The organism is Micromonospora sp. IBHARD004 (assembly GCF_052814115.1).
Map to the genome: position 1 here is coordinate 4992349 of NZ_CP199934.1, position 25572 is coordinate 5017920.

Genomic DNA, 25572 nt, shown 5'->3' on the forward strand with positions numbered 1-25572 from the left:
CCTGTTCAACCTTCACCCTTCCGACACATAGACTGCCTGCCGATGGACACACAGGTCGCCGACACGTTGCTGGGCTCGCTGATCGACGGGCGCTACCGCATTCGCGGTCGCGTGGCCCGTGGCGGCATGGCGACCGTGTACACCGCCACCGACGAGCGCCTCGAGCGCACCGTGGCGGTCAAGATCATTCATCCGACCCAGGCCCCGGAGGCCCGGACCCGGATGGCGGGCTTCGTGGCACGGTTCACCGACGAGGCGAAGACCATCGCCCGGCTGACCCACCCGAACGTGGTCGCGGTCTACGACCAGGGCACCCACGGCGGCCTTCCCTACCTGGTGATGGAGTACGTCCGCGGGCGCACCCTGCGCGACGTCCTCGCCGAGCGGCGCCGGCTCAACCCGGACGAGGCCCTCGCGATCGCCGAGCAGATGCTCGCCGCGATCGCCGCCGCCCACCGGGCCGGCCTGGTGCACCGCGACGTCAAGCCGGAGAACGTCCTGGTCGCCGAGGCGCCCACCGGCGGCCCGGCCAACCTCGTCGACAGCGTCGTCAAGGTGGCCGACTTCGGGCTGGCCCGGGCGGTCGAGGCGAGCGCCGAGGAGGAGAACGGCAACCAGCTGATGGCCACCGTGGCGTACGTCGCCCCGGAGCTGGTCACCGAGGGGCGCGCGGACACCCGCACCGACGTCTACTCGGCCGGGATCGTGCTGTTCGAGATGCTCACCGGCCGGGTCCCGTACGACGGCGACCGGCCGGTGGACGTGGCCTGGCAGCACGTCGACCGGGACGTGCCGGTCCCCTCGACGCTGGTGCCCGGCCTGCCCCGGGCACTCGACGACCTGGTCGCCCGGGCCACCCGGCGCGATCCGGGGGCCCGGCCGGCCGACGCCGGCGCGCTGCTGGCCGAGGTGCAGGTGGCCCGGGACGACCTGGGCAACGCGAACTCGCACACCACGGTGCTGCGCCGGCTCGGCGACACCACGCCGATGTCCCAGCCGACCATGGCGGTGGCCGCCGTCCGCCCCGCCGAGCGGCCCGCCTGGGCCCGGCTGCCCGAGGGCGGCGGGCAACGCCCGCACCGCCGCCGGGCCGCGCCGGCGAGCGTCGACGTGGGCGCCCGGCTGACCGGGCTGCGTACCCGCGTGCTGGGCTCGCCCCGCGGCCGGCTGGCGATCGCCGCGGCGGCCGTGGTGCTCGGCCTGGTGGCCGCGCTCGGCGGCTGGTGGTTCGGGGTGGGGCGGTACACGGTCGCCCCACAGCTGGTGAGCCTGAGCAAGGCCGACGCGGAGGCGCGGGCCGCCCGGGCCGGCTTCACCCTGGCCTACGCCGAGCCGCGGTACGACGAGAAGGCGCCCAAGGACAGCGTGCTCGGCCAGAACCCGGTCTCCGCGGCCCGGATCGTCAAGGGCGGCACGATCACCCTCACCTTGTCGCTCGGGCCGGAGCGGCTGCCGGTGCCCGACGTGCTGGGCAAGGACTTCGAGCTGGCCCAGGCGGAGCTGACCGACGCCAAGCTGGTGGTGGCCAAGGGCGCCGCCCGGTACGACGACAACCTGCCCGCCGGGGTGGTGGTGGCCACCGAGCCGAAGGTGGGCACCGTGGTCAAGCCGGGCAGCAAGGTCACCGTCGTGCTGAGCAAGGGCAAGGCCCCGATCTCGGTGCCGAACCTGGTCGGCAAGAACGTCAACGAGGCCCGGGCGACGCTGGCGCAGCTCGGGTTGACCCCGGTGGAGACGTACAAGGACTCGGACAAGCCGAAGGACGAGGTCCTCGGTCAGAGCCCGGCGGACGGCACCGGCGTGGAGAAGGGCGCCCAGGTCAGGCTGGAGATCAGCAAGGGCCCCGCGGCGGTCGTCGTCCCCCGGGTGATCGACCTGCCCTGTCAGCAGGCGAAGCAGGTGCTGGAGAGTCAGGGCTTCCCGACCAGCATCCAGCTCAACCCGAACGGCGTGGCCCGCTTCCAGAACCCGGGCGAGAACTCGCAGGTGCCCCCGGGCACCCCGGTCACGATCACCTGCCTGTGAACGCGCACCGGCCGGTCGGCTCACACACTCCCACCTCGGGTGGCCTGGCGAAGGCGGCCCTGCCGTACGTCGAGGCGACCGGCTCCGAGGTGGTGCAGGTCTACGTCTCCAACTCGCGCGGCTGGGCGCTGCCCGCCGGTGACCCGGCCCAGGACGCGCTGTTCCGGGACGGCTGTGCCGAGCGCGGCGTGCCGGTCTACATCCACGCGTCGCTGCTGGTGAACCTCGGCTCCCCCACCCCGGCGACGGTGGAGAAGTCGGCGCTGACCCTGGCGCACGCGCTGCGCCGGGGGGCGGCGATCGGCGCCCGGGGCGTGGTGTTCCACGCGGGCAGCGCGGTGGACGCGGGGCACGCGGAGGCGGCGATGCGGCAGGTCCGCGAGGCGCTGCTGCCGCTGCTGGACGAGGCGGCGGCGACGGGCGGCCCGATGCTGCTGGTCGAGCCGAGCGCGGGCGGCGGCCGGTCGCTGGCCTCCCGGGTGGAGCAGCTCGGCCCCTACCTGGACGCGGTGGAACGGCACCCCGGGCTGGGGGTGTGCTTCGACACCTGCCACGCCTGGGCGGCCGGGCACGACCTGGCCGCCGAGGGCGGCATGACCGCGACGCTGGACACCCTGGTGGCGACGGTCGGCGCGGACCGGTTGAAGCTGGTGCACGCCAACGACTCGAAGGACCTCGTCGGCTCGACCCGGGACCGGCACGAGAACATCGGCAAGGGCAGCATCGGGGAGCCGGCGTTCGCCGAGCTGATGCGCCACCCCGCCACCGAGGGAATCCCGATCGTGGTGGAGACCCCCTCGGAGAAGCACGTCGGCCACGCCGCCGACATCGCCACCCTCAAGCGCCTCCACCCCTGACCCTCACCCCCCGGGGGCAACGTGTTGATCAAGAAGTTTGCGTCCGCCCGGAGCCGGAATCAGACGCAAACTTCTTGATCAACAGGGCAGGTGGGCGGGTCAGGCGCGGAGGAGGTGGGTGAGGGCGGTCGCGGCGCGATCGATCGCCGCGTCGTCGACGTCCATGTGGGTGACCAGGCGGGCGGCGCGCGGGCCGAGGACCGAGATCAGCACGCCCTCCGCCCGGGCCGCGGCCGCGAGGGCCTTCGCGTCCAGCGGGTGCTTGGTCAGGTCCAGCGGGACGATGTTCGTCCGGACCGGGGCTGCGAGCACCCCGAACGGGGCGATCGCCTCGGCCAGCCGGGCCGCCTTCGCGTGGTCGTCGGCTAGCCGGTCGACGTGGTGGGCCAGGGCGTACCGGCCGGCGGCGGCGAGGATGCCGACCTGCCGCATGCCGCCGCCCATCCGCTTGCGGACGAACCGGGCCCGGGCGATCTTCTCGGCGCTGCCGACGACGAGCGAGCCGACCGGTGCGCCGAGGCCCTTGGAGAGGCAGACCGAGAGGGTGTCGAAGAGCGCGCCGTACTCGGCCAGCGGCACGCCGTCGGCGACGTGCGCGTGCCAGATCCGGGCGCCGTCGCAGTGCAGGGCGAGGTCGTTGTCGTCGGCGACCCGGCGCAGCTCGCGCAGGGTGGCGAGGGGGATCACCCCACCGCCGCCCCGGTTGTGGGTCTGCTCCACGGCGATCGCCCGGGTGGGGACGGCGAAGTAGCCGTCGGGCCGGACCATCCCGGCGACCAGGTCGGGGTCGATCTCCGCGCCGACCGCCGGCCAGGTCCGCGACGAGATTCCGCCGTACGCGGCCGCCGCCCCGATCTCGTACGTGACGACGTGCGCGTCGGCGTCGCAGAGCAGCTCGTCACCGGGCGGCACGACGAGCTGGAGGGCGATCTGGTTGGCCATCGAGCCGGTCGGGGCGAAGAGCGCCGCCTCGTGCCCGAAGAGCGCGGCGACCTCGGCCTCCAGCGCGGCGACGGTCGGATCCTCGCCGTAGACGTCGTCGCCGACCTCGGCGGTCGCCATCGCCTCGCGCATCCCGGCGGTGGGCCGGGTCACCGTGTCGGACCGAAAATCAACAAGATCAGCCACGCAGCATCTCCGCAACCAGGAAGGCCAGCTCCAGCGACTGCTGGGTGTTCAGTCGCGGGTCGCAGGCGGTTTCGTACCGGTCGGGCAGGTCGAGGTCCTCGATGCCCTGGGCGCCGCCGAGGCACTCGGTGACGTCCTCGCCGGTCAGCTCGACGTGCAGGCCGCCCGGGTGGGTCTCCAGGCCGCGGTGCACCTCGAAGTAGCCGAGCACCTCGTCGACGATCCGGTCGAAGTGCCGGGTCTTGTAGCCGTTCGAGGACTCGTGGGTGTTGCCGTGCATCGGGTCGCACTGCCAGACCACCTTGGCCCCGGCCGCGGTGACCTTGGCGACGATCGGCGGCAGGGCGTCCCGGACCCGGTGGTTGCCCATCCGGCTGATCAGGGTGAGCCGGCCGGGGATGTTGTCCGGGTTGAGCTTCTCGCAGAGCTCGATCGCCTCGTCCGGGGTGGTGGTCGGGCCGAGCTTCACCCCGATCGGGTTGGCGATCCGGGAGATGAAGTCGATGTGCGCCCCGTCGATCTGCCGGGTCCGCTCGCCGATCCAGAGGAAGTGCCCGGAGAGGCCGTAAGCCCGCTCGCCGGAGACCCGGGTGAGCGCCCGGTCGTACTCCAGGGCGAGGGCCTCGTGCGAGCAGTAGAGGGTGACGGTGCGCAGCGCCTCGTCGTCGGTCATCCCGCAGGCCCGGATGAAGGCCAGCGCCCGGTCGATCTCCCGGGCGATCGCCTCGTAGCGCTCGCCGGCCGGGGAGTTCTTGACGAAGCCCTTGTTCCAGTCGTGCACGGCGTGCAGGTCGGCGAGCCCGCCGGCCAGGTACGCGCGGAGCATGTTCATCGCGGCGGCCGAGTTGGCGTACGCCCGGATCATCCGCTGCGGGTCGGCGACCCGCGCCTCCGGCGTCGTCTCCAGCGAGTTGATCATGTCGCCGCGGTAGGCGGGCAGGCCGCGCGCGTCGGTCGGCAGCGACCGGGGCTTGGTGTACTGGCCGGCGACCCGGGCCACCTTGACCACCGGCAGCGACGCGCCGTAGGTCAGCACGATCGCCATCTGGAGCAGCGTGCGGGCGTTGGCCAGCAGGTGGCTCTCGGTGTTGTCGGCGAAGGTCTCGGCGCAGTCGCCGCCCTGGAGCAGGAACGCCTTGCCCTCGCAGACCAGCGCGAGCCGCTGCCGGAGCTGGTCGACCTCGTAGGGCGCGACGACCGACGGCACGGTGTCGAGCACCTTGCAGACCTCGGCGACCTTGGCCTGGTCCGGCCAGGGCGGGGTCTGCGCCCGGGGCAGCTCCCGCCAGCGGTCCAGGCCGAGGGCCGCGTCCTCGGCGGAGTCGACGGTCGGACGACTGGTCTGCAGGCCCGGGCTACCCACCGCGGGGTGACTCAACTGATGCCACTCATGGCGCATGACAGAAAGCCTACGGCGACGGCCGGGGCGGCCCGCCGCCGAGGGGGACGGTTCCGGCAGTTGGGAGATCACCGACACAGCCGGGCCGGCCGCAGGTCAGCGCCGGTGCGCGGTCAGGGGGTGACGCCCGGCTCGGGGGTCCTGCCGCCCGGGGCCTCGGCGGAGATGCACCAGTCGGCGCCGCTGCGGGTGACGGTGAACAGCAGCGGCCGGGTGGCCTTGCGGCTGCCGACGGCGACGGTGACCGCCGTGCTCACCTCCTGCCCGTGCGGGCCGGACCGGACGTCGGTGATGGTGGCCTGCGGGACGGTGAAGTGGTCGGCGAAGTCGCCGTTCGGGCCGGTGGCCGCGGCGTCGAAGGGCTTCTGCATGGGGGCGCAGAGCTGGCTGCGGCCGGCGTCGGTGTCCTTGGCCGCCATCGCGTCGAGGTACGCCTGCACCCGTTCACGGGACTTGGCGGCGGCCTCCTCGGCCGGCGCGCGCTCCGTCCGGGTCGCCGGGGCCTGGGCGTCGTCGTTCCCGCCGAAGCCGCAGCCGGCCAGGGTGAGCGGCAGGAGCGCGAGCAGAGCGACAGCGCTCGCCACCCTCGGGTGCGTCAGGCCCATCGGTCTCCTTCCATCGGCGCGGACATCGGGACATGCCGAGCGGCGAGTCTGTCACATCTGCGCCTTCACATGAACCGCCCGTCGCGGTCGAAACTTTCTGTTAACTTTCCTTACGCTGAGCCGCCCCCGGGCGCACCCGTCAACGGAGCGTCAAGAAAGACCGCTCCTCCGTCAAATCGCCGTATCAGCGATCGAACCGCCGCCAACGCCGCGGAACGATGTTCACATGACGTCATGGCGGAGGGGACGGCAGGTCCCCGGGCCCGTGCCGGCGGACGCCGGACCACCGTCGGCCCAGGGGCCGGACGGGCTGGTCGGCCCGCCGACCGCACCGAAGGAGCCGGAACGGCGGCACGAGGCGCTGGTCTGCGTCCGGCTGACCACCGCCACGCCCGGGAGCCACCTGCTGGAGTACCTGCGCACCGAACCATGCGCCGTGGGGGCCTGGTGGATCGCGGCCGACATCGACGCGGTGGTCCGGCTCTCCGCGGCCAGCCTGACCGTGCTGCACCGCGCCGTGGCGGACCTCCGGCGGCGCGGCGGCGCGGAGGTGGTCGTCACGCACACCATCCTCCGCGCGCTCGACCTCTCCGATGCCGCCGAACCACCCACCGCGCAGGCGGCCCCGGCACGCGTCCCGTCACCCGCATGAGCCGCCGCCCGTCCCCCGCCCCCCGGATCGTGGTCGGCGTCGACCGGTCCTTCGCCGGGTTGCAGGCGCTCCGAACCGCCGTGCAGCTGGCCCGCCGCGACGGCGCGCACCTGCACGCCGTACGGGCGTGGACGTTCACACCGCTCTGGCGTCCCGGCATCATGCCCCAGCTCTGGCGGGAGGAGTACGCCCGGGCGGCTCACCGTTACGTGCGGGAGGTGTTCCACGGGGCTTTCGGCAGCGTCCCCTGGGACGTGACCGTGCGAATCGTCGTGGAGCAGGGCTACGCCGGGCAGGTGCTGGTCGACCACGCCTGCCGGGAGACCGACCTCCTCGTCGTGGGCACGCCTCGTCGTGGCCGGTTCGGTGCGGGCGGTGGGCACGTCACCCGGTACTGCGTGACGCGGGCGGCCGTGCCGGTCGTGGCGGTGCCCGCGCCGGCGTGGGCCCGCGCGGACACCATCCGCCGCTTCAGCCGTGACCTCGAACGGTTCACCCGGTGACCGATCTCGGGACACCGCGGATGCCGTGCCGCGGCGGCCAGTCGACGCGGTCGGCGCGGTCGGCGTCAAGGACGCGTAGTGATTGGCCGGGTCGCCGTGCGAATCGTGTAGCGGGGCGGCAGTCCCCGCGAACCCCGGTCGTAACGTCGAGCTTCGCCCCCCGGTCGGGCGGCCACAACGGAAGGAAGGCAACCACGATGGACGAGGTCCCGGATACCTACGTCGTCCCGGTACGTACCGTGCCCGGACGGCAGTTGCTGACCGTGCGGACCGGCCGGCTCCCACAGGGGCAGCGGGTGGGTCTTGCCTTCACCACGCCGGACAAGCTCGCCAACGCGATGGGCGCGGACCAGCCGTGGACCCGGCTCTGCGAGTCCGCCCTGCGGGCCATGCTGGCCCCGCTGGGCATCGACCGCATCCAGGTCGACCCGCTCCTGGTCGCGCCCCGGGTCGAGCCGGAAGCCGTCGGCACGCCCCGGCACCTCATCCCCATCCAGGCCGCACCCGTGCTCGCGGGTGCCCGGCGGGGCTGACATGTCGTCCCGCCTCATCCTGCTGCCGCCGGCACCGCTCCGCGGCCGGACGGCAGACGACGCCGACGAGCCCGCTGTCACCGTCGAGATCTCGATCGTGATCCGCGCCGTCGAGTCCGCCGCGGAGGCCGCCCAGGACCTCGCCGAGCGGCTCTGCGCGGTCGCCCGCGGCGGAGCGCGGATCGAGAACATCCCCGCCCAGGCGGCTCACGTTGCCGGGGACACCGCGACGGCGCACCCCCGTGACGCTCGCCTCGCACCGGCGCGCCGGTTGCGGGTCGCGCCCGGACCGGCAGAGCCGGCACTCGTGCTGCGACCGGTTCGACGGACCGCCCTGCTCGACGGCGCTCCGACCGCCATGACCCGGCTTGAGTACGACCTGCTGCTCTTCCTGGCCCGCCATCCGCACCAGGTGCTGACCCGGGGACAGCTGCTGAGCGAGGTCTGGGGATACGAGGACTGGTGCGGGGCGCGTACCGTCGACGTGCACGTACGGCGGATCCGGCAGAAGCTGGCCGGGCGCGGCCCGATCATCACCACCGTGCGCGGCGTCGGGTATCGCCTCGACGCCGTCGAGCGGCTCCGCGTCATGGCGGACTGACGACGGGACCCGGCCCACTTCAGCCGGGCGTTCCGGACGGCATACGGGCTCTCGCCTCGGAAGCACCGCGAGCGGGCTGCCCGGGGCCGGACGGAGGTGCGGGCGGGGAGGGACGGGTGTGGTCCCTCCCCGCCGGGTGGGGTGGTGCGTCGGCACTCGGCTCAGCCGAGACCGCCCTTGACGGCGCCGATCAGCTCGCCGTTGCCGGTGTCACCGGAGAGCTCCCAGAAGAAGGCGCCACCGAGGCCCTGGTTCTTCGCGTAGGTCATCTTGCCGCCGATGGTGGACGGGGTGTCGTAGCCCCACCAGTTGCTGCCGCACTTGGCGTACGCGGTGCCGCCGACGGTGCCGGTGGCCGGGCAGGTGTTCTTCAGCACCTTGTAGTCCTCGATGCCCTGCTCGTAGGTGCCCGGGGCGGGACCGGTGGCGGTGCCGCCCGGGGCCGACTGCGTCACCCCGGTCCAGCCCCGGCCGTAGAAGCCGATGCCGAGCAGCAGCTTGTTCGCCGGTACGCCCTTGCTCTTGAGCTTCTGGATCGCGGCGTCCGAGTTGAAGCCCTGCTGCGGGATGCCCGCGTACGAGGTGAGCGGCGAGTGCGGGGCGGTGGGGCCCTGCGGGTTGAAGGCGCCGAAGTAGTCGTACGTCATCGGCATGAGCCAGTTCAGGTTCGGCGCGGCGCCGGCGTAGTCGGTGGCGTCGATCTTGCCACCGGTGCTGCCGTCGGCGGTGATCGCCGCGGTGACCAGCGCCGACGAGCCGAACCGGGTGCGCAGGGCGCTGATCACGTTCTTGAACGCGTTCGGGCCGCTGCTGTCGCACTGGAGGCCGCAGGCGTTGGGGTACTCCCAGTCGACGTCGATGCCGTCGAAGACGTCCGCCCAGCGCGGGTCCTCGACCAGGCTGTAGCAGGAGTCGGCGAACGCGGCCGGGTTCTGCGCGGCCTGGGTGAAGCCGGCCGACCAGGTCCAGCCGCCGAAGGACCAGATCACCTTCAGGTGCGGGTACATCTTCTTCAGCTTGCGGAGCTGGTTGAAGCTGCCGCGCAGCGGCTGGTCCCAGGTGTCGGCGACGCCGTCCACACTGTCCGCCGCGGTGTACGCCTTGTCGTAGTCGGCGTAGCTGTCACCGATGCTGCACCGGCCGCCGGTGGTGTTGCCGAAGGCGTACAGGATGTGGGTGAGCTTGGCGGCGGACCCGCTGGTGTGGATGTTCTTGACGTGGTAGTTGCGGGCGTAGACGCCCCACTCGGCGAAGTAGCCGACCACCTTCTTGTCGCCGCTGGGCGGGGTCGTGGTCGGGGGTGTGGTGGTCGGTGGCGTCGTGGTGGGGGGCGCGGTGGTCGGCGGGGTGGTGGTCGGCGGCGCGGTCGTCGGCGGCGGCGCGGTGGTGGGGGTGCCGCCGCCGGAGCAGGACGCGCCGTTGACGGTGCAGTTCAGCGGCCCCGCGTACGGGCCGGTGCCGTTGTAGCCCCAGCTGAAACTGGCCCCCGGGGCGAGCGGGCCGGCCCAGCTCTTCTTGACCGCGACGTAGTGGTTGCCGCTGCTGGTGACGTCGGCGTCCCAGAAGGTGCTGATCGTGGTGCCCGAGGGCAGGTCGAACTCGATGCGCCAGGTGTCGACGCTGGCGCTGGTGCCGTTGGTGACGGTCACCTTCGTCTCGTGACCGGTCCCCCAGTCCTGCACCTTGGCGAACGTGGCGGTCACGCTGGCGGCGGCGGAGGCGGTGGCCATCGGCACCGCCGCGACCGCCAGCGCGACCACGGCACCGGCCCAGAGGGACCGGCGGAGCGATCTCTTCATGTGGCGTCTCCCCAAACAGTTAGGAAACTTTCCAGATTGGATGCTGAGACGCTACTCACGCCGTCATCACTTCGTCAAGATGTGCATACATCGATTTCTACGGGCCTCGCCGCGCCCGGTCCGGGGAGCGCGTAGCCTCGGCGGCATGACCGTTTTCGACGTCCAGATCGACGCCCTCACCGGCGGCCCCGCCGACCTCGCGCGATACCGGGGCCGCGCCCTGCTGGTGGTCAACGTGGCCTCGCGGTGCGGGCTGACCCCCCAGTACGCCGGCCTGCAGGCCCTCGCCGACGAGTACGCCGACCGGGGGCTGACGGTGCTCGGGGTGCCGTGCAACCAGTTCGGCGGCCAGGAGTCCGGCACAGCCGCCGAGATCGACGAGTTCTGCCAGGTCAACTACGGCGTGACGTTCCCGCTCACGGAGAAGGTCGAGGTCAACGGCCCGGACCGGCACCCGCTCTACGCCGAGCTGGTGTCCACGCCGGACGTTGAGGGCCACACCGGCGACATCCGGTGGAACTTCGAGAAGTTCCTGGTCGCCCCGGACGGCACGGTGGCGGCCCGGTTCGCCCCGACGGTGACCCCGGACTCCCCCGAGCTGCGCGCCGCCGTCGAGAAGGTCCTCCCCGCCTGACGCACTGACCGCGGGATCCGACAGCGCGCTCGCGTCCGGGACGGGACCGACCCGTCCCGGACGGAGCTCGGTCAGCCGGCCGCGCCGCGGAAGACCGGGTAGTAGCCGCCGGCCTGCCCGGCGGCCGTCGGGTGGTAGGAGATGCCGAGGTGGGTGTAGTTCAACGCGTCGCCGAATGGCCAAGCGCGGCGGTCGGGAATTCCGTCGCCGGGCGTCGGGTTGGCACCGGACATGACAACTGTGGGACTGATCGGCAGCGGCAACATCGGCGGCACCGTGGCCCGACTGGCGGTCGCCGCCGGTCACGACGTGGTGCTCAGCAACTCACGCGGACCCGAGACCCTCAAGGATCTGGTGGACGAGCTGGGCCCCCGGGCCCGCGCGGCCACCCCCGCCGAGGCGGCGGCGGCCGGTGACCTGGTGGTGGTCACCATCCCGCTGCGGGCCTACCGCGCGGTGCCCGCCGAGCCGCTCGCCGGCACGATCGTCATCGACACGAACAACTACTACCCCGAGCGGGACGAGCGGTTCCCGGAGCTGGACGACGAGTCCACCACCACCAGCGAGCTGCTCCAGCGGCACCTGCCGCAGTCGCGGGTGGTCAAGGCCTTCAACAACATCTACTTCAAGCACCTGCTCGCCCTGGCCCGGCCGGCCGGCGCGGCCGACCGCACCGCCCTGCCCATCGCCGGCGACGACGCGGCCGCCAAGGCCACCGTCACCGCGTTCCTCGACTCGCTCGGGTACGACGCGGTCGACGTCGGCGCGCTCGCCGAGGGGTGGCGCTTCCAGCGGGACACCACCGCGTACGCCGCGCTCTACTCGGCCGATCCGGCCAACGACTGGGAGCGGCCGGCGCCGGTCGACGCGGAACGGCTGCGCGCCGCCCTCGCCGCGGCCCGTCGGTACGCCGACAGCTGACCACCGCAGCCGGGGAGCGGATCCGCTCCCCGGCCCGACGGTCAGTCCAGCGGCTCGGCCGGGAGCGCCAGCCGCATCGCCGGGTCGCGGGTGAGCTGGAAGCCGAGCGATCGGTAGAGGGGCTGCGCCGGCTCCGAGGTGCGCAGGTCGACGGTGCGCACCCCGCGTCGGCGGTACCAGTCCAGCAAGGCCGTCATGCAGGCCCGGGAGTAGCCGCGTCGGCGCTGCCGCGGGTCGGTGCAGACGTTGAAGACGTATCCGACCAGGCCGCTCGGGTTGGCCGGCCCGCCCAACCGACGCTCGATGGTGCCGACGGCGCAGGCGGCCAACGTGCCCGGCCGGTCCGGCGCGTCCACGACGAAGGCGGCCATCAGCTCCGCCGGCTCGGCCAGCCCGTCCCGTAGGGTCGCCCGCGCGGCGTCCTGCCACCGACCGGGCGCCGGGGCCGTACCGGCCATCGCCGCGAGCATCAGCCCGCGCAGTCGGACCAGCTCGGCGGCGTCGTCGGCGGTCCCGCGGCGTGCATCGATCATGACGGCACCGTACCGAGCGCGCGGGGCGGTCGTCGGCACGGCCCACTCCGGAGACGGACAGCGGGTCCGTTCGTCCGGACGGCCGACGTGCGGCCGGGTCCCGTGGACGGGACCCTGGAGGCCGGGCCACACCGGCCGGACCGCTTCCGGAGGCAGACATGCACCTGCTCCGTACCGCGCCGCGCCGGCTGCTGGCCGCCGCGGGCGCCGTGCTGCTCGGCGCCGCGGCCACTACCGCGACAACGTGGTGGTCTTCGCGGTCGCCGACGCCCCCGCCGACCCGCTGCCCAGCTCCGCGGCCGGCTGACCCGGTGTTCCGGGTGCCGCCGCGCGTTGCGGCGGGCTAGGCTCCTGCGAATGCGGCTGGTGACGGGCGACGACATCACGGCGGCCGAGAAGCGCCTCGACGGGCGGGTGGTCCGGACCCCGCTGCTGGCGGCACCCACGCTCAGCGCGGAACTGGGCCTCCGCATCTCGGTGAAGGCGGAGAACCTTCAGCACACCGGCAGCTTCAAGGCCCGGGGCGCGATGAACGCGCTGCTCGCCCGCGCCGAACGGGAGGGCATGCCGGCCGGGCTGGTGGCCTTCTCCGCCGGCAACCACGCGATCGCGGTGGCCTTCGTCGGCCGCGCCTTCGCCCTGCCCACCGTGGTCTGCATGCCGCCGGGCGCGCTGCCCACCAAGGTGGACGCGGTCCGCCGGCTCGGCGCCGAGGTGGTCCTCACCCACGACCTGCTGGACGCCGCGCAGGGCCTCGCGGCCGACCGCGGCTACCACCTGCTGCCGCCCTTCGACGATCCCGACGTGATCGCCGGTCAGGCGACCATCGGCCGGGAGCTGCTGGCCGACGGCCCCGCCCCGGCCCTGGTGCTGGTGCCGGTCGGCGGCGGGGGCCTGATCAGCGGCATCGCGGCGGCGGTGAAGGAGGCGTCCCCCACCACCCGGATCGTCGGGGTCGAGCCGGACGGCGCGAACGCGATGTCGTACGCCCTGCGCACCGGCACGCCCACCCCGCCGGTACGACCGGCCTCGGTCGCCGACGGCCTGGCCGCCCCGTTCGCCGGGCGGCACACCCTGGCCCACGTCCGGGCACTGGTCGACGACCTGGTGGAGGTGCCGGAGGAGTCGATCCTCCCCGCCTGGTCGGACCTGCTGGACGCGACGAAGCTGCTGATCGAGCCGGCCGCCGCGGTGACCCTGGCGGCGCTGCGCGCGGGCCTGGTCGAGGTGGCCCCCGGCGACCGGACCATCCTGGTCCTCAGCGGCGGCAACGTCGCCCCGTCCCGCCTCGCCACCCTCGGCTGACCGCACTCCGGCCCGGGTCGGGTGGTGGTCGGTCAGACCGGACGGCGGCCGGCGAAGCCGCACTCCAACCGGTGGTACCAGCGCACGTCGGTGTCGCCCTCCAGCCAGCACCAGAGCACCTGGCGACCGTCCCGCTCGCCGGGGAAGTCCAGCAGCACCGGGGCGATCCCCTTGACCTGGATCTCGTGGTGGTGGAACTCGTCCACGACGGCGTGCAGCCGGGCTTCGAGAGCCTTGACCTCGGCCAGCCCGCCGAGCACGCTGGCCCCGTGGTCGGCCAGGTCGACCCGCAGCTCGGCCAGGTCGGCCCGGAGCCGGATCAGCTCGTCGACGCGCGGCCGCAGGGTGGCCACCAGATGGCGCGCCTGGGCGAGAGTGAACACGCGGCCAGTATGCGGCACGGCGGGCCGCCGCTCGCCCCCGCCGCCGGATGGGGCGAACCACGCTTGATCAACTCCAGCTCCCCGACCTGAAGTCGATCAACCCGCGCGGAACCGGGCGGGGCAGGGGCGGCTCACTCCGCCTGGGCGGCCAGCTCGCGGGCGCGGTCGCGGGCGGCCTCCAGGGCCGCCAGCATGGCCGCGCGGACGCCGTGGTTCTCCAGCTCCCGAATCGCGGAGATGGTGGTGCCGGCCGGTGAGGTGACCGCCTCGCGGAGCTTGACCGGGTGTTCGCCGGAGTCGCGCAGCATCACCGCCGAGCCGATCGCGGTCTGCACGATCAGCTCGTGCGCCACCTGCCGGGGCAGGCCGAGCAGGATGCCCGCGTCGATCATGGCCTCGACCAGGAGATAGAAGTAGGCCGGGCCCGAGCCGGAGAGGGCGGTCACCGCGTCCTGCTGGGACTCGGGGACCCGCAGGGTCGCGCCGAGCGGCGTGAACATCTCCTCGGCGAGCGCCAGGTGCTCACCGGTGGCGTGGGCGCCGGCCGAGATGGCGCTCATCGCCTCGTCAACCAGGGCCGGGGTGTTGGTCATCACCCGGACCACCGGGGTGCCGTCGGGCAGCCGGCGGCTGAAGAAGGTGGTGGGCAGGCCGGCGCAGAGCGAGATCACCAGCTTGTCGGCCGGGACCTTGGGGCCGATCTCGTCGAGCAGCGCCGAGGCGTCCTGCGGCTTGACCGAGATGGCCAGCACCGCCGCCTCGTCCACCGCCGTGAGGTTGTCCACCACCCGGACGCCGTACCGGGCGGTCAGCTCCTCGGCGCGGCTGGGCCGCCGGGCCGTGGCGAGCAGTCGCTCCACCGGCCAGCCCGAGCGGAGCAGGCCGGAGAGCATCAGCTCGCCGATCTTGCCCGCGCCGATCACCGCGACCGTGTGCACCCCGGGTGCCATTCCGCCGTACCCCTCTCGGTCTGGCCGCGGCGCGGCCGTCCCCCGCGGGACCGCCGCGCCGCCGGCCGTCGATCAGCTGCCGAAGAAGACCTCGGCCTCGGCGTACCGCTCCAGCGGCACGGTCTTCAGCTCGCGGGTGGCCTCGGCCAGCGGGACCCGGACGATGTCCGTGCTCTGCATCGCGACCATCTTGCCCCAGTCGCCCTCGTGCACCGCGTCGATGGCCTGGAGCCCGAGCCGGGTGGCGAGCACCCGGTCGAACGCGGTCGGGGTGCCGCCGCGCTGGATGTGGCCGAGCACCACCGTGCGGGCCTCCTTGCCGGTCTTCGCCTCCAGCTGCTCGGCGAGCCACTGGCCGATGCCGCCGAGGCGGACGTGGCCGAACGAGTCGAGCTCCTTGTTGTGCAGGACCATCTGGCCGTCCAGCGGCTGCGCACCCTCGGCGACCACGACGATCGGGGCGTACTGGTGCTGGAAGCGCTTCTCGACGTAGCCGGCGACCTGGTCGACGTCGAACTGCCGCTCCGGCAGGAGGATCACGTTGGCGCCGCCGGCGAGGCCGGCGTGCAGGGCGATCCAGCCGGCGTGCCGGCCCATCACCTCGACGACCAGGGTGCGGTGGTGGCTCTCCGCCGTGGTGTGCAGCCGGTCGATCGCCTCCATCGCGATGTTGACCGCGGTGTCGAAGCCGAAGGTGTAGTCGGTGGCGCCGAGGTCGTTGTCGATGGTCTTCGGCACGCCGACCACGTTGACGCCCAGCTCGTGCAGCTTGGTGGCGACGCCGAGGGTGTCCTCGCCGCCGATCGCGATCAGCGCGTCCACGCCCTGCGCGGCCAGGTTGTCCTTGATCCGCTCCACGCCGTTCTCGATCTTGAACGGGTTGGTCCGGGAGGAGCCGAGGATGGTGCCGCCGCGCGGCAGGATGCCGCGCACCTCCGCGATGCCCAGCGGCCTGGACAGGCCCTCCAGCGGACCCTTCCAGCCGTCCTTGAAGCCCACGAACTCGTGACTGTAGGTGGCGACGCCCTTGCGGACCACCGCCCGAATGACCGCGTTGAGACCTGGGCAGTCGCCGCCGCCGGTGAGCACGCCGATACGCATGATCTGCTCATCCTCCTGGAGCATCAGGTGAAGCCCGGATAAGCCCCAGGATATGCGTCAGATCAGACCATCGGCGCCGTTGCCGGCCCGGGGCGGGCCGTCAGTGCGCACTGTAGTCGCCGTGGGTGCCCGCCGACACCGCGCCCCGGCCGGCCCCACCGGGGCGGCCGGCTACCCGTCAGTAGCTGACCTCGTGGTTCTCCCCCGCCCTCGGCCGCTGCCCGGTCACCGCCGCCTTGGCGAAGCCGAGCAGGTTCACCACGGTGCTCGGCGAGTCCCAGTACTCGGCCGAGCTGGCGTGCACCTTGATCAGGGTGATCCCCGGGGTGTCCAGCCCGTCCGGGAACCAGGCCCGGAGCAGCGGGTTCCACAGCTCCTCGGCGCGGGCCCGGTCCCAGCCCTCCTGCGCGGTGCCCGCCACCGAGACCCAGGCGTGGTGGCGCTGGTCGGAGAGACCGACGTTGACCTGTGGGTTGACCCGGATCTGGCGGACCTTGGCGGAGTCGGCGTAGGCGAAGAACCACAGGTCCCCGTCGAACTCCGCGGCCTGCAGGCCCATCGGCCGGCTGACCAGCCGGCCGTCCACGGCGGTCGTGGTCAGCAGGCAGATCCGGGCGTCCCTGATCAGCTCGGTGACCCGCCCCCGGCCCTCCTCGGCGGTGGTCGGCTCCTTGCTCATGGCAGCACTCCCTCGCATCGGATCAATGTCGAACCGTGCCCGGGACAGAATCGGTCAAACCTGCGGGACGTCACCTTTCGGACAGGTCACCGCCGGGTCATCGCCCGCCACCGGGCCAGGTTGTGCCGGGCGTCGACCAGGGCGTCGTGCCGGTCCGCCTCGGCGTCCGGCAGCTTCGGGCGGCCCCGGTCGTCCCAGAGCTGGCGCAGCTCCTTGGTGAACCGGGGGATCTCCCGGGGCAGCGCCGGCATCGCGCCCCAGAGCTGGGCCAGCACCAGATGGTCGTACGCGGCGTACCAGGCCCAGAGTTCGAGCTGCTCGCCCGGCCGCTCCCGGACCGGCTCCATCAGGAAGTCGTACAGCTCGTCGCGGATCCGCTCCCGGGAGCGCCAGGCCCGGTCGGCCGGCGAGGGGAGCTTGTCGAGCACGTTGCGGCGCACCCAGGGCACGGCCCGGGAGTCGTCGAACTCGGTGGAGACCGCGTAGAACTCGCGGCCGTACTCGTCGACGACGCCGATCGACACGAGGTCGACGATCCGGCCGTCCTCGATGAATTCGCAGTCGTAGAAGTAGCGGTAGACCATCCCCGCCATCCTCGCCCACGGCCGCCGGACGCCGGCCGGCGGGGCACCCGACGAGCCGGCCACCGGCCCTGCGCCGCAGCTCGGCAGGGTCACGGAAGTGTTTCCAGGGGTGTACAGCAAGCGACCGGACCGTCATGATCTGATGTGTACCGCTACCGGACGCCGAACCGGTTCAGAACCTCGTACCGGGGGCTGTCAGGTTCACCCGGCTGCGAGTTGTGTTCCTTGACCGGGGAGGGGTTGGGCCGTGGAGGTTCGCCTGCCGGAGCCGGGTGACGCGCTCACGGGCGTGGAGATGTTCGCCGGACTCGAGCCGGAGGTACGGCAACGGGTCATCGCCGCGGCGGTGCCGCGCACCTACCGCAAGGGTCAGCTGCTCTTCGTGGAGAACGACCCCGGCGAGTCGCTGATCGTGCTGCGCCGGGGGGCGGTGGCCGTCTTCCGCACCGCGCCGACCGGTGAGCGGGCCGTGCTGTCGGTGATCCGTCCACCGGACGTGCTGGGCGAGGTCTCCCTGCTGGACGCCTCCACCCGATCCCTCTCCGCCGAGGCCATCGAGGACTGCGCCGCGCTCGCGCTGTCCCGCCCGGCCTTCATGGAGCTGGTGCACTCCAACCCGCGGATCCTCGACGCGGTGATGCGCTCGCTCGGCGGGCTGATCCGCCGGCTCACCGAGCAGAACGCCGACCACGTCTTCCTCGACCTGCCCGGTCGGGTGGCCAAGACGCTGGTCCGGCTGGCCGGCGAGAGCCAGGCCCCGATGATCACGATCGAGCTCAACCAGAGCCAGCTCGCCGAGATGGCCGGCGGCTCCCGGCAGAGCGTCAACCAGGCGATCGGTTCGTTCGCCAGCCGCGGGTGGCTGCGTACCGAGGGACGCCGGATCGTGGTCACCGACGTGGCCGCGCTACGCCGCCGCGCCGGGATGAACGACCGCTAGACGTACGCGAGGGGCCGGGGCGGCGTCGCCACCCCGGCCCCTCGCGGTGTCCGCCGTCAGACGGTGGAACTGCCCGGCCCCGCCCACGCGGTGGTGCTGCCCGGGCCGGCCCACTCGGTGGTGTCCTTGCTGCTGGACCCCTCGCTGACGATGCCCTCGGCCTGGAGCGCGGCGAGCGTGGCGGCGTCCACGTCGACGGACTCGCCCGCCGTGTGGTTGACGCCGTCGGCGTCGGTCCAGTCGCTCTCCAGCTTCACGTACACCATGGCGTGTCCCCCTTGATCGCGGTCGCATTCGGCCGCCTGAATGTAGCGCTCCGGACCGCCTCCGCGACCACCCGGAAGACTGTCCACAAGCCAACAGCCCGGTACCTGACAAGCGCCCCGACGGCGATACTCGCGGTGGACGCCGCGGGGGGCGGCGCCCCGGCCGTGGGCCGGCCGGCAGATCCACCAGTGGAGGGCGTCATCTCCGCCCGTTGTGACCGTTGTGGACGTACCGCCGCCGACGGCGACCGCTTCTGCGGTGGCTGCGGCGCGGAGCTGGGCGTCGTCTGCCCGCACTGCCTGCGCCCGCTCGCCGCCGACGTGGCGTTCTGCACCTCGTGCGGCGCGCCCCGGACCGGGGCGCAGCGCCCCGCCGCGGCGCCGCAGGAGGACCGCCGCCGGGTCAGCGTGCTCTTCGTCGACCTGATCGACTTCACGCCGTACGTCGAGCGGGCCGACCCGGAGCAGGTCCGCGGCATGCAGACCGGCTTCTTCTCGGCCGCGAAGCGGGTGGTCGGCCAGTACGGCGGCGTGGTCGAGAAGTACATCGGCGACGCGGTGATGGCGCTCTTCGGGGCCCCGGTGGCCACCGAGACCGACGCGCTGCGCTGCGTGCGGGCCGGGCTGGAGCTGCAGCGGGTGCTGACCCGGTTCGCCCCGACCGGCGCCGACGAGCTGCGCTTCCGGGTGGGCGTGGCGACCGGCGAGGCGCTGGTCGACGTGGCCGCCGCCCGGGACGGCGGGCAGGCCATCGTGGCCGGCGACGTGGTGAACACCGCGTCCCGGATGCAGTCGGTCGCGCCGCCCGGCGGGGTGCTGGTCTGTGGCACCACCCACGCGCTGACCAAGGACGCCATCCGCTACTCCGAGCAGCCGGCGGTCACCCTGCGCGGGCGCTCCTCCCCCACCGAGGTCTGGCTGGCGCTCTCCCCGGTCCGCCGGCAGCCGACCGACCGGGAGGCGGACACCACCCCGCTGATCGACCGCGAGCACGAGCTGGGACTGCTGGTCAACGCCCTGCACCGGTCATTGCGGGACCGCCTCCCGCAGGTGGTGACGGTGTTCGGCCGGGCCGGCATCGGGAAGAGCCGGCTGGTCCGCGAGCTGTACCGGCACGCCGGGCGGCTGGTCGACGAGCCGCTGACCTGGCGTACCGGGCGGTGCCCGCCGTTCGGGGAGAACGTCACGTTCGCCGCGCTGGCCGACATCGTGAAGACCGAGGCCGGCATCCTGGACACCGACCCGGCCGCGACCGCGGCGCAGCGGCTGGCCTCGGCGGTCGCCGAGCTGGTCGGGGCCGGCGAACGGGACCGGATCGTGGACGCGCTGCGCCCGCTGGTCGGGCTGACCGGCACCACGCTGCCGGCCGAGGAGGCCGAGTCGGCGTGGCGGCGGTTCCTGCTGGCCCTCGCGGCGCGGCGGCCGACCGTGCTGGTCTTCGAGGACCTGCACTGGGCCGACGACGCGATGCTGCGCTTCGTCGAGCTGGTCGGCGCCGCCGCCCGGGACGTCCCGCTGCTGCTGCTCTGCACCGCCCGGCCCGAGCTGGTCGACCGGGACCCGAGCTGGGCGGGGACCATCACCGGGTCGGTCACCATCACCCTGCCGCCGCTGCGGGACACCGGCATCGCCTCGCTCTACGCGCACATGTTCGGCCAGGCCGCGTTCTCCGCCGAGATGCTCACCCCGCTGGTGGAGGTGGCCGGCGGCAACCCGCTCTACGCCCACGAGTACGTCCGGATGCTCATCGAGCAGGGCGCGCTGCGCCAGTCGGGGCGCGGCTGGTCGCTCGAGAAGCACCTCGACCTGCCCATGCCGGAGAGCGTGCACGCGGTCATCGCCAACCGGGTCGACCTGCTCGACGCCAAGGACCGGGCGGCATTGCTGGCCGCCTCGGTGGTGGGCGTGCAGTTCTGGCCGGGCGCGGTGGCCGCCGCGCTGGGTCAGCAGGTCGAGTCGGTGGAACGCGCGCTGCGCCGGCTGGAGCAGCGGGACTTCGTGCACGAGCAGGGGGCGTCCACGATGGCCGGCCAGCCGGAGTTCCGGTTCCGGCACGTGCTGGTCCGGGACGTCTGCTACCAGCGGCTGCCGCGGACCGAGCGGGTGGCCCGGCACGAGCGGACGGCGGACTGGCTGGACGCGCTGTCGCAGAGCCGGGACACCGACCTGGCCGAGGTGCTGGCGCACCACCGGTGGGCGGCCCACGAGATCGCCCGCACCCTGGGCATGGACACCCACCGGTACGCCGGCCCGGCGCGCGCCGCGCTGCACCGGGCGGCCCGCCGGGCGTACGCCCTGCACGGCCTGGACGCGGCGGCCGCCCACGCCGGTCGGGCGCTGGGTCTGGCCGACGACAGCGACCCGGTCGGCCGGCTGCAACTGGAGCTGTTGAGCACGGAGATCTCGTTCTACCGGGACGGCAACGCCTTCCTCTCCGGCGGCGGGCCGGAGCAGCTGCACGCGCTCGCGGACCGGCTGCTCGCGCACGGCGACGACGCCTGCGCCGCCCGGGCCTGGACGCTGCTCGGCCAGGCGGCCTGGCTGCGCGCGGACCGGACCACCGCGGTGGCCTGCCTGGACCGGGCGGTGGCGCTGTTCGACCCGCTGCCGGACACTGCCCAGAAGGCGGACGCGTACGCCGAGCTGGGCCGGCTGCACATGCTCAACTACGAGCGGGACGCGGCGGTCGCCGCGGCTGAGACGGCAGCCGAGATCGGCGAGCGGCTGGGATTGTCGGAGACCCGCACCAACGCCCGGATCACCGCGGCCACCGCCCGGTACCAGGCCGGCGACCGGGTCGGCCTGGACGAGCTGCACGCGATCGTGGAGTTCAGCCGGGCGCAGCAGTTGCTGGCGCTGCACCGGGCGGTGCAGAACCTCGCGTACGCGGTCCGCGAGGAGGGCGACTGGCTGCGTTCGGACGCCCTGCTCTCGGCCGCGCCGGCGCGGACGGCCAGCGGGCAGACGCTGACCACCAGCTACTCGGGCGAGGCGATGCGGGCGTACTTCGACGGGGACTTCCCCCGCCTGCTCGCCGCCGCGGACGCGTTCGTGGACACCCCGACCGGCGGCTGGGACATGCAGGTCCGCGGCCTGCGCTCCTGCCTGCTGGTGCTGCGCGGCCAGCCGGTCCCGCCGGCGCCCCGGCAGCGGGACCCGGCGGCGGGCGCCGACGCGTCGCCGGCGCGGCACCGGGACGACGTGGCCGCCGCGCTGGACACCGCCCGCCGCAGCGGCTTCCACCGGCCGCACTGGACGATGCTCGGCATGGCGGCGCTCTGTCGGGCCCTGCAGGGGCGGGCCGACGAGGCCGCGGCGCTCGTCGACGAGCTGGCCGACTCGTGGTCGGCGGTGCCGGCGCTGGCCAGCGGCGAGTGGATCGCCGCGGCGGCGTACGCGGCGGCCCTGGCCGGCCGGGACGCGGCGGTGCGGGTCCGCGCGATGCTGGACCGGCTGGGGCACCGCACGCCGTGGTCGGAGGCGGCGCTGCGGACGGTCACCGGGGCCCTCGCGGCGGCCGACGGCGACCATCGGCGCGCGGGCGAGCTGCACGTGGCCGGCGCCGAGATCTACGCGCGGATCCCGGACGTCACCGACCGGATGCTGGCGCTCGCCCTGGCCGTCGCGGAGCTGGACCGGGCCGGTGACCGGGCGGCTGCCGGGGCGCCGCTGGCCGAGGTGCGGACCTTCGCGCTGCGCAACGACGCGCCCGGCCTGCTCGCCCTGGCCCGGCGTCCGGTTCCGGACACCGGGCCCGCGGTGGCCTGCTGAGGCCCGCTCAGACGGGGACGGGCTCGCTCGGCACGGCCGGCTGGCTCTTCGCCTTCTGCGCGTACATGTCGACGTACTCGCGGCCGGAGAGCTCCATCAGCTCGTACATGATCTCGTCGGTGACCGCGCGCTCGACGAACCGGTCGCCGGCCATCCCGGCGTACCGGGAGAAGTCCAGCGGCGCGCCGAAGCGGATCCGCACCCGCTTGACGTTGGGGACCAGCTGGCCGGGGGGCTGGATCTCGTCGGCGTTGAGCATGGCCATCGGGACCACCGGGGCGCCGCTCTCCAGCGCCAGCCGGGCCACCCCGGTCTTGCCCCGGTAGAGCCGGCCGTCCGGCGACCGGGTGCCCTCGGGGTAGATGCCGGCGATACCGCCGGACCGCAGCACCGTGAGCTGCGTGTCCAGCGCGGCGCGGGCGGCGCGGCCGCCGGAGCGGTCGACCGGGATGGCGCCGGAGCCGACGAAGAACATCTTGGTCAGCCAGCCCTTGATGCCCTTACCGAGGAAGTATTCCGCTTTGGCGATGAATGTGACTTTTCGCTTGACGATGAGCGGGGTGAAGATCGAGTCCGAGAAGGAGAGGTGGTTGCTGGCCAGGATGACCGGCCCGGTCTCCGGGACGTTCTCGAGCCCTTCCACCTGCGGGCGGAAGATCAGCCTCAGCAACGGGCCGAGGATGATGTACTTCATCAGCCAGTACAGCACCGGTGTCCTTCCAGCGGGGGTGGCGACGCCCGTCGCCGGGAGCCCGGCCGGGTCGCCGGGACCGCGCCCGGGGCGCCGTCGGCGAGCGGGACTGTCGGGGATGAGCCTACGAACCGGGAGCGGCACGCCACAACGCACTCCCGGAACCGGGTCCTGACGTGTCACGATTCAGGGCACGGCGTAGGGCGCGCCGCGGCGACCGCACCGCCAGGTGCGACGAGGAGGGTGTCCGGTGTCAGCGGGTGGGCCCCGCCGGGGACGGCGGGACAACGGGCTCGACGCGAGCGAGTACGCCGTCGCGGGCGATGTGGATCCGCGCGTCGGCGAGCATCTGCTCGACGTGCTCGCCGCCGGTGGCATCGCCGCGTACCTCCAGCCCTCCGCCGACCTCAACCCGGTGACCCGCACCACCACCGTGCCGTCCCGACCGGTCGACCGGCTCTACGTCGACCGCTCCCACCTGACCACCGCCCGGGACTACCTCACCCAGCTCGCCGACGAGGGCGCCCCCGAGCCGGCCCGGGACGACGAGCCGGACATCGAGGCCGAGTGGGCACGGATCGTCGCCGGCTTCGACACCGGGCCGGCCCCCGGGAGCCGCCCGTGGCCCGCCGCGGAGGACGTGGACGACCCGGTCGACCCGTCCGAGCCCGCCGGCGGGGCGGCCCCGCGCGCCGGGGCCGAGGAGTCCGGCGGCCCGACCGCCACCGACGTCCGGCGGCTGCCGTACGCGGCCGACATCTCCGGGATCTCGGTGAGTCGGGGCCGGCAGGACGAGCCCTCGCTCCTGGACGGCCTGGACACCTTCGGCGCCGACCTGCCGGCGGACGCCGACGAGGAGCACTACACCCCGCCACCGCCACCCCCGCTGCCCCGCTTCTCGAAGTACGCGGTGGTCGGCATGCTCGCCATCATCGTCGGGTTCGTGCTCTTCCTCTCCCCCACGGTGCTCCCGGTCAGCGACCCCTCGGTGGTGACGCTGCTCGGCTTCACCGGCATCCTGGCCGGCTTCGTGACCCTGATCTGGCGGCTGCGGCCGGGCGACACCGACGACCACGACCCGGACGACGGCGCGGTCGTCTGACCCCCGCCCGGGCGGCCGCCCGCATGCCGGGACGCCGACGGCTCCCCGCCGGGGACGTAACAGTGGTGTAACTTACGGTCAGTAGGAATATCGCTGTACGTCACTTCCCTCCTGACTGCCCGGTTCCTCCCCGCTCGCGGCGGTCAGCCCTCTGCTGATCGGAATGCCCGAGATGCGACAGAGTCCCCTCGTGGTGGTGGCCAACCGCCTCCCCATCGACGACAGTGCGGCGCCGGACGGCGCCTGCGAGTGGCGCCGCAGCCCCGGCGGCCTGGTAAGCGCCCTGCACCCCCTGCTGCGACACACCCCGGCCACCTGGATCGGCTGGGCGGGCGGCACCGGCCCGGCGCCCCACCTGCCGGAGGTGGACGGCGTCCGCATGCACACCGTGCCGCTGACCACCGAGGACCTCCGCGACCACTACGAGGGCTTCGCCAACGCGACCCTCTGGCCGCTCTACCACGACGCCGTCGAGCAGCCCGAGTACCACCGCCGCTGGTGGGAGGCGTACCAGCGGGTCAACCAGCGGTTCGCCGAGGCCGCCGCCGAGGTCGCCGAGCCGGACGCGCTGGTCTGGGTACAGGACTACCACCTGCAACTGGTCCCCGGCCTGCTCCGGGCGCTCCGCCCCGACCTGCGGATCGGCTTCTTCCTGCACGTGCCGTTCCCGCCGCCGGAGCTGTTCATGCAGCTCCCCCGCCGGGTCGAGCTACTGCGCGGGATGCTCGGCGCCGACCTGATCGGCTTCCAGCGGGCCCAGGCGGCGCACAACTTCGCGCAGCTGGTCGCCAAGGTGCTCGACCTGCCCGCCACCGACCGGCGAATCGGGGTCGGCGACCGGGTGGTCCGGGTCGGCGCGTTCCCGGTCTCCATCGACACCGCCGAGATGGCCGCGCTCGCCGCCCGACCGGAGGTCGCCGACCGCGCCCGCCGGCTGCGCTGCGACCTCGGCGAACCCGAGCACGTCATCCTCAGCGTCGACCGGATGGACTACACCAAGGGCATCGAGCAGCGGCTCAAGGCGTACAGCGAGCTGCTGGCCAGCGGCGACGTCAAGGTCCGCGACACGGTGCTGATCCAGGTGGCGGTGCCGAGCCGGGAGCGGGTCGGCCAGTACCAGATCCTCCGGGAGCGGGTGGAACGCGAGGTCGGACGGATCAACGGCGAGTTCGGCCGGGTCGGTGAGCCGGCGATCCACTACCTCACCCAGACCTTCGACCGGGCCGAACTGGCCGCCCTCTACCGGGTCGCCGACGTGATGGCGGTGACCCCGCTGCGGGACGGGATGAACCTGGTCGCCAAGGAGTACGTCGCCGCCCGGGTGGACGACACCGGCGCGCTGCTGCTCAGCGAGTTCGCCGGGGCGGCCACCGAGCTGTCCCAGGCGTTCCTGGTGAACCCGCACGACCTGGAGGGGCTCAAGCAGGCGCTGCTCGCCGCGCTGCGGGCGGCGCCGGCCGACGTGGCCGCCCGGATGCGGGCGATGCGGGAACACCTGCACCGCAACGACATCCACGCCTGGGCGCGGTCCTACCTCAGCGCCCTGGACAAGAGCGGGTCGCTGGTCACCCGGCTCGCCGCGACCGACTGACCCGCGCCCGGCGCCGAAG

Annotated in this window: 26 protein-coding genes; 13 read left to right on the top strand and 13 right to left on the bottom strand. The window is 73.6% G+C overall.

Annotation, left to right across the window (positions count from 1 at the left end; all coding sequences use genetic code 11):
• Positions 1-42: 42 nt before the first annotated feature.
• Both pknB and ACTWO6_RS24275 read left to right on the top strand, forming a co-directional pair.
• A complete protein-coding gene (gene pknB / locus ACTWO6_RS24270) occupies positions 43-2025 on the top strand; it encodes a Stk1 family PASTA domain-containing Ser/Thr kinase (RefSeq protein WP_446216095.1) in 1983 nt (660 codons plus the stop codon).
• A complete protein-coding gene (locus ACTWO6_RS24275) occupies positions 2022-2882 on the top strand; it encodes a deoxyribonuclease IV (RefSeq protein ID WP_446216096.1) in 861 nt (286 codons plus the stop codon). Before pknB ends, ACTWO6_RS24275 begins: the two co-directional genes overlap by 4 nt.
• Before the next feature lie 99 nt (positions 2883-2981).
• On the opposite strand, the gene ACTWO6_RS24280 is transcribed toward ACTWO6_RS24275, so the two are convergent.
• From ACTWO6_RS24280 to ACTWO6_RS24290, 3 genes are all read right to left on the bottom strand, one after another.
• Positions 2982-3956, bottom strand: a complete 975-nt coding sequence (locus tag ACTWO6_RS24280; RefSeq protein ID WP_446220750.1) for a threonine aldolase family protein — start codon at positions 3954-3956, stop codon at positions 2982-2984.
• Positions 3957-4002: 46 nt separating this feature from the next.
• Positions 4003-5409, bottom strand: a complete 1407-nt coding sequence (locus ACTWO6_RS24285) for a class II 3-deoxy-7-phosphoheptulonate synthase (protein WP_446216097.1) — start codon at positions 5407-5409, stop codon at positions 4003-4005.
• Between the two features lie 113 nt (positions 5410-5522).
• Entirely contained in the window at positions 5523-6014 is a 492-nt protein-coding gene (locus ACTWO6_RS24290) for a hypothetical protein (RefSeq protein WP_446216098.1), read from the bottom strand.
• 226 nt (positions 6015-6240) lie between these two features.
• Here ACTWO6_RS24290 and ACTWO6_RS24295 point away from each other — a divergent pair, with 226 nt between their 5' ends.
• The 4 genes from ACTWO6_RS24295 to ACTWO6_RS24310 all read left to right on the top strand — a co-directional run bounded on the left by ACTWO6_RS24295 (position 6241) and on the right by ACTWO6_RS24310 (position 8303).
• On the top strand, positions 6241-6666 hold the full coding sequence (locus ACTWO6_RS24295; protein WP_446216099.1) for a hypothetical protein: 426 nt from the start codon (positions 6241-6243) through the stop codon (positions 6664-6666).
• Positions 6663-7169 carry a universal stress protein gene (locus ACTWO6_RS24300; protein WP_446216100.1) on the top strand — a complete coding sequence of 169 codons (507 nt, stop codon included), beginning with the start codon at positions 6663-6665 and terminating at the stop codon, positions 7167-7169. The genes ACTWO6_RS24295 and ACTWO6_RS24300 overlap by 4 nt, the downstream gene beginning before the upstream one ends.
• A 197-nt stretch (positions 7170-7366) precedes the next feature.
• Complete coding sequence (locus ACTWO6_RS24305; RefSeq protein ID WP_446216101.1) at positions 7367-7702, top strand: SAV_915 family protein; 336 nt, start codon at positions 7367-7369, stop codon at positions 7700-7702.
• Between the two features lies 1 nt (position 7703).
• Entirely contained in the window at positions 7704-8303 is a 600-nt protein-coding gene (locus ACTWO6_RS24310; protein WP_446216102.1) for a winged helix-turn-helix domain-containing protein, read from the top strand.
• Between the two features lie 161 nt (positions 8304-8464).
• Here ACTWO6_RS24310 and ACTWO6_RS24315 read toward each other — a convergent pair whose 3' ends face one another.
• Positions 8465-10102 carry a glycosyl hydrolase family 18 protein gene (locus ACTWO6_RS24315; protein ID WP_446216103.1) on the bottom strand — a complete coding sequence of 546 codons (1638 nt, stop codon included), beginning with the start codon at positions 10100-10102 and terminating at the stop codon, positions 8465-8467.
• 145 nt (positions 10103-10247) lie between these two features.
• Between ACTWO6_RS24315 and ACTWO6_RS24320 the strand changes: the two genes are divergently transcribed.
• A complete protein-coding gene (locus ACTWO6_RS24320) occupies positions 10248-10736 on the top strand; it encodes a glutathione peroxidase (protein ID WP_446216104.1) in 489 nt (162 codons plus the stop codon).
• 71 nt (positions 10737-10807) lie between these two features.
• Here the strand turns inward: ACTWO6_RS24320 and ACTWO6_RS24325 are convergent, their stop codons facing one another.
• Entirely contained in the window at positions 10808-10969 is a 162-nt protein-coding gene (locus ACTWO6_RS24325) for a hypothetical protein (RefSeq protein ID WP_446216105.1), read from the bottom strand.
• Here ACTWO6_RS24325 and ACTWO6_RS24330 point away from each other — a divergent pair.
• Complete coding sequence (locus ACTWO6_RS24330; protein ID WP_446216106.1) at positions 10968-11657, top strand: NADPH-dependent F420 reductase; 690 nt, start codon at positions 10968-10970, stop codon at positions 11655-11657. The two genes, ACTWO6_RS24325 and ACTWO6_RS24330, sit on opposite strands and share 2 nt — an antisense overlap.
• 41 nt (positions 11658-11698) lie before the next feature.
• On the opposite strand, the gene ACTWO6_RS24335 is transcribed toward ACTWO6_RS24330, so the two are convergent.
• Positions 11699-12190 (bottom strand): GNAT family N-acetyltransferase, encoded by a 492-nt coding sequence (locus ACTWO6_RS24335; RefSeq protein WP_446216107.1) that lies wholly within the window; start codon positions 12188-12190, stop codon positions 11699-11701.
• A gap of 357 nt (positions 12191-12547) precedes the next feature.
• Here ACTWO6_RS24335 and ACTWO6_RS24340 point away from each other — a divergent pair, with 357 nt between their 5' ends.
• The gene (locus ACTWO6_RS24340) at positions 12548-13495 is read left to right on the top strand and encodes a threonine ammonia-lyase (protein ID WP_446216108.1); all 948 of its coding nucleotides are present in this window, start codon (positions 12548-12550) and stop codon (positions 13493-13495) included.
• A gap of 32 nt (positions 13496-13527) precedes the next feature.
• Here ACTWO6_RS24340 and ACTWO6_RS24345 read toward each other — a convergent pair whose 3' ends face one another.
• From ACTWO6_RS24345 to ACTWO6_RS24365, 5 genes are all read right to left on the bottom strand, one after another.
• A complete protein-coding gene (locus tag ACTWO6_RS24345) occupies positions 13528-13878 on the bottom strand; it encodes a DUF2203 family protein (RefSeq protein ID WP_446216109.1) in 351 nt (116 codons plus the stop codon).
• A 131-nt stretch (positions 13879-14009) separates the two neighbouring features.
• Entirely contained in the window at positions 14010-14828 is an 819-nt protein-coding gene (proC, locus tag ACTWO6_RS24350) for a pyrroline-5-carboxylate reductase (protein WP_446216110.1), read from the bottom strand.
• Positions 14829-14900: 72 nt separating this feature from the next.
• Positions 14901-15929, bottom strand: coding sequence for a 6-phosphofructokinase (locus ACTWO6_RS24355; RefSeq protein ID WP_130340896.1), 1029 nt, complete (start codon positions 15927-15929; stop codon positions 14901-14903).
• Positions 15930-16107: 178 nt separating this feature from the next.
• Entirely contained in the window at positions 16108-16608 is a 501-nt protein-coding gene (locus ACTWO6_RS24360; RefSeq protein ID WP_446216111.1) for a pyridoxamine 5'-phosphate oxidase family protein, read from the bottom strand.
• Between the two features lie 86 nt (positions 16609-16694).
• On the bottom strand, positions 16695-17192 hold the full coding sequence (locus ACTWO6_RS24365) for a polyadenylate-specific 3'-exoribonuclease AS (RefSeq protein ID WP_446216112.1): 498 nt from the start codon (positions 17190-17192) through the stop codon (positions 16695-16697).
• A gap of 247 nt (positions 17193-17439) precedes the next feature.
• Here ACTWO6_RS24365 and ACTWO6_RS24370 point away from each other — a divergent pair, with 247 nt between their 5' ends.
• Positions 17440-18132, top strand: coding sequence for a Crp/Fnr family transcriptional regulator (locus ACTWO6_RS24370; protein ID WP_446216113.1), 693 nt, complete (start codon positions 17440-17442; stop codon positions 18130-18132).
• Between the two features lie 56 nt (positions 18133-18188).
• On the opposite strand, the gene ACTWO6_RS24375 is transcribed toward ACTWO6_RS24370, so the two are convergent.
• Positions 18189-18398 carry a hypothetical protein gene (locus tag ACTWO6_RS24375; RefSeq protein ID WP_446216114.1) on the bottom strand — a complete coding sequence of 70 codons (210 nt, stop codon included), beginning with the start codon at positions 18396-18398 and terminating at the stop codon, positions 18189-18191.
• A gap of 135 nt (positions 18399-18533) precedes the next feature.
• Here ACTWO6_RS24375 and ACTWO6_RS24380 point away from each other — a divergent pair, with 135 nt between their 5' ends.
• Positions 18534-22169, top strand: a complete 3636-nt coding sequence (locus ACTWO6_RS24380) for an ATP-binding protein (RefSeq protein ID WP_446216115.1) — start codon at positions 18534-18536, stop codon at positions 22167-22169.
• A 7-nt stretch (positions 22170-22176) separates the two neighbouring features.
• Here ACTWO6_RS24380 and ACTWO6_RS24385 read toward each other — a convergent pair whose 3' ends face one another.
• Entirely contained in the window at positions 22177-22878 is a 702-nt protein-coding gene (locus ACTWO6_RS24385; RefSeq protein ID WP_446216116.1) for a lysophospholipid acyltransferase family protein, read from the bottom strand.
• A 232-nt stretch (positions 22879-23110) separates the two neighbouring features.
• Between ACTWO6_RS24385 and ACTWO6_RS24390 the strand changes: the two genes are divergently transcribed.
• Positions 23111-23962, top strand: a complete 852-nt coding sequence (locus ACTWO6_RS24390; protein WP_446216117.1) for a DUF308 domain-containing protein — start codon at positions 23111-23113, stop codon at positions 23960-23962.
• Between the two features lie 172 nt (positions 23963-24134).
• Positions 24135-25553, top strand: a complete 1419-nt coding sequence (locus ACTWO6_RS24395; RefSeq protein ID WP_446216118.1) for an alpha,alpha-trehalose-phosphate synthase (UDP-forming) — start codon at positions 24135-24137, stop codon at positions 25551-25553.
• Positions 25554-25572: the final 19 nt, after the last annotated feature.

Bases quoted from the DNA above. Each gene is read 5' to 3' on its own strand.
- ACTWO6_RS24330 (WP_446216106.1), top strand. From the start codon at position 10,968: ATGACAACTGTGGGACTGATCGGCAGCGGCAACATCGGCGGCACCGTG.
- ACTWO6_RS24365 (WP_446216112.1), bottom strand. From the start codon at position 17,192: ATGGTCTACCGCTACTTCTACGACTGCGAATTCATCGAGGACGGCCGG.
- ACTWO6_RS24355 (WP_130340896.1), bottom strand. From the start codon at position 15,929: ATGCGTATCGGCGTGCTCACCGGCGGCGGCGACTGCCCAGGTCTCAAC.
- ACTWO6_RS24280 (WP_446220750.1), bottom strand. From the start codon at position 3,956: ATGCGCGAGGCGATGGCGACCGCCGAGGTCGGCGACGACGTCTACGGC.
- ACTWO6_RS24290 (WP_446216098.1), bottom strand. From the start codon at position 6,014: ATGGGCCTGACGCACCCGAGGGTGGCGAGCGCTGTCGCTCTGCTCGCG.
- ACTWO6_RS24305 (WP_446216101.1), top strand. From the start codon at position 7,367: ATGGACGAGGTCCCGGATACCTACGTCGTCCCGGTACGTACCGTGCCC.
- ACTWO6_RS24335 (WP_446216107.1), bottom strand. From the start codon at position 12,190: ATGATCGATGCACGCCGCGGGACCGCCGACGACGCCGCCGAGCTGGTC.
- ACTWO6_RS24375 (WP_446216114.1), bottom strand. From the start codon at position 18,398: ATGGTGTACGTGAAGCTGGAGAGCGACTGGACCGACGCCGACGGCGTC.
- ACTWO6_RS24320 (WP_446216104.1), top strand. From the start codon at position 10,248: ATGACCGTTTTCGACGTCCAGATCGACGCCCTCACCGGCGGCCCCGCC.
- ACTWO6_RS24325 (WP_446216105.1), bottom strand. From the start codon at position 10,969: ATGTCCGGTGCCAACCCGACGCCCGGCGACGGAATTCCCGACCGCCGC.
- ACTWO6_RS24315 (WP_446216103.1), bottom strand. From the start codon at position 10,102: ATGAAGAGATCGCTCCGCCGGTCCCTCTGGGCCGGTGCCGTGGTCGCG.
- ACTWO6_RS24360 (WP_446216111.1), bottom strand. From the start codon at position 16,608: ATGAGCAAGGAGCCGACCACCGCCGAGGAGGGCCGGGGGCGGGTCACC.
- proC (WP_446216110.1), bottom strand. From the start codon at position 14,828: ATGGCACCCGGGGTGCACACGGTCGCGGTGATCGGCGCGGGCAAGATC.
- ACTWO6_RS24310 (WP_446216102.1), top strand. From the start codon at position 7,704: ATGTCGTCCCGCCTCATCCTGCTGCCGCCGGCACCGCTCCGCGGCCGG.
- ACTWO6_RS24300 (WP_446216100.1), top strand. From the start codon at position 6,663: ATGAGCCGCCGCCCGTCCCCCGCCCCCCGGATCGTGGTCGGCGTCGAC.
- ACTWO6_RS24340 (WP_446216108.1), top strand. From the start codon at position 12,548: ATGCGGCTGGTGACGGGCGACGACATCACGGCGGCCGAGAAGCGCCTC.
- ACTWO6_RS24295 (WP_446216099.1), top strand. From the start codon at position 6,241: ATGACGTCATGGCGGAGGGGACGGCAGGTCCCCGGGCCCGTGCCGGCG.
- ACTWO6_RS24395 (WP_446216118.1), top strand. From the start codon at position 24,135: ATGCGACAGAGTCCCCTCGTGGTGGTGGCCAACCGCCTCCCCATCGAC.
- pknB (WP_446216095.1), top strand. From the start codon at position 43: ATGGACACACAGGTCGCCGACACGTTGCTGGGCTCGCTGATCGACGGG.
- ACTWO6_RS24285 (WP_446216097.1), bottom strand. From the start codon at position 5,409: ATGCGCCATGAGTGGCATCAGTTGAGTCACCCCGCGGTGGGTAGCCCG.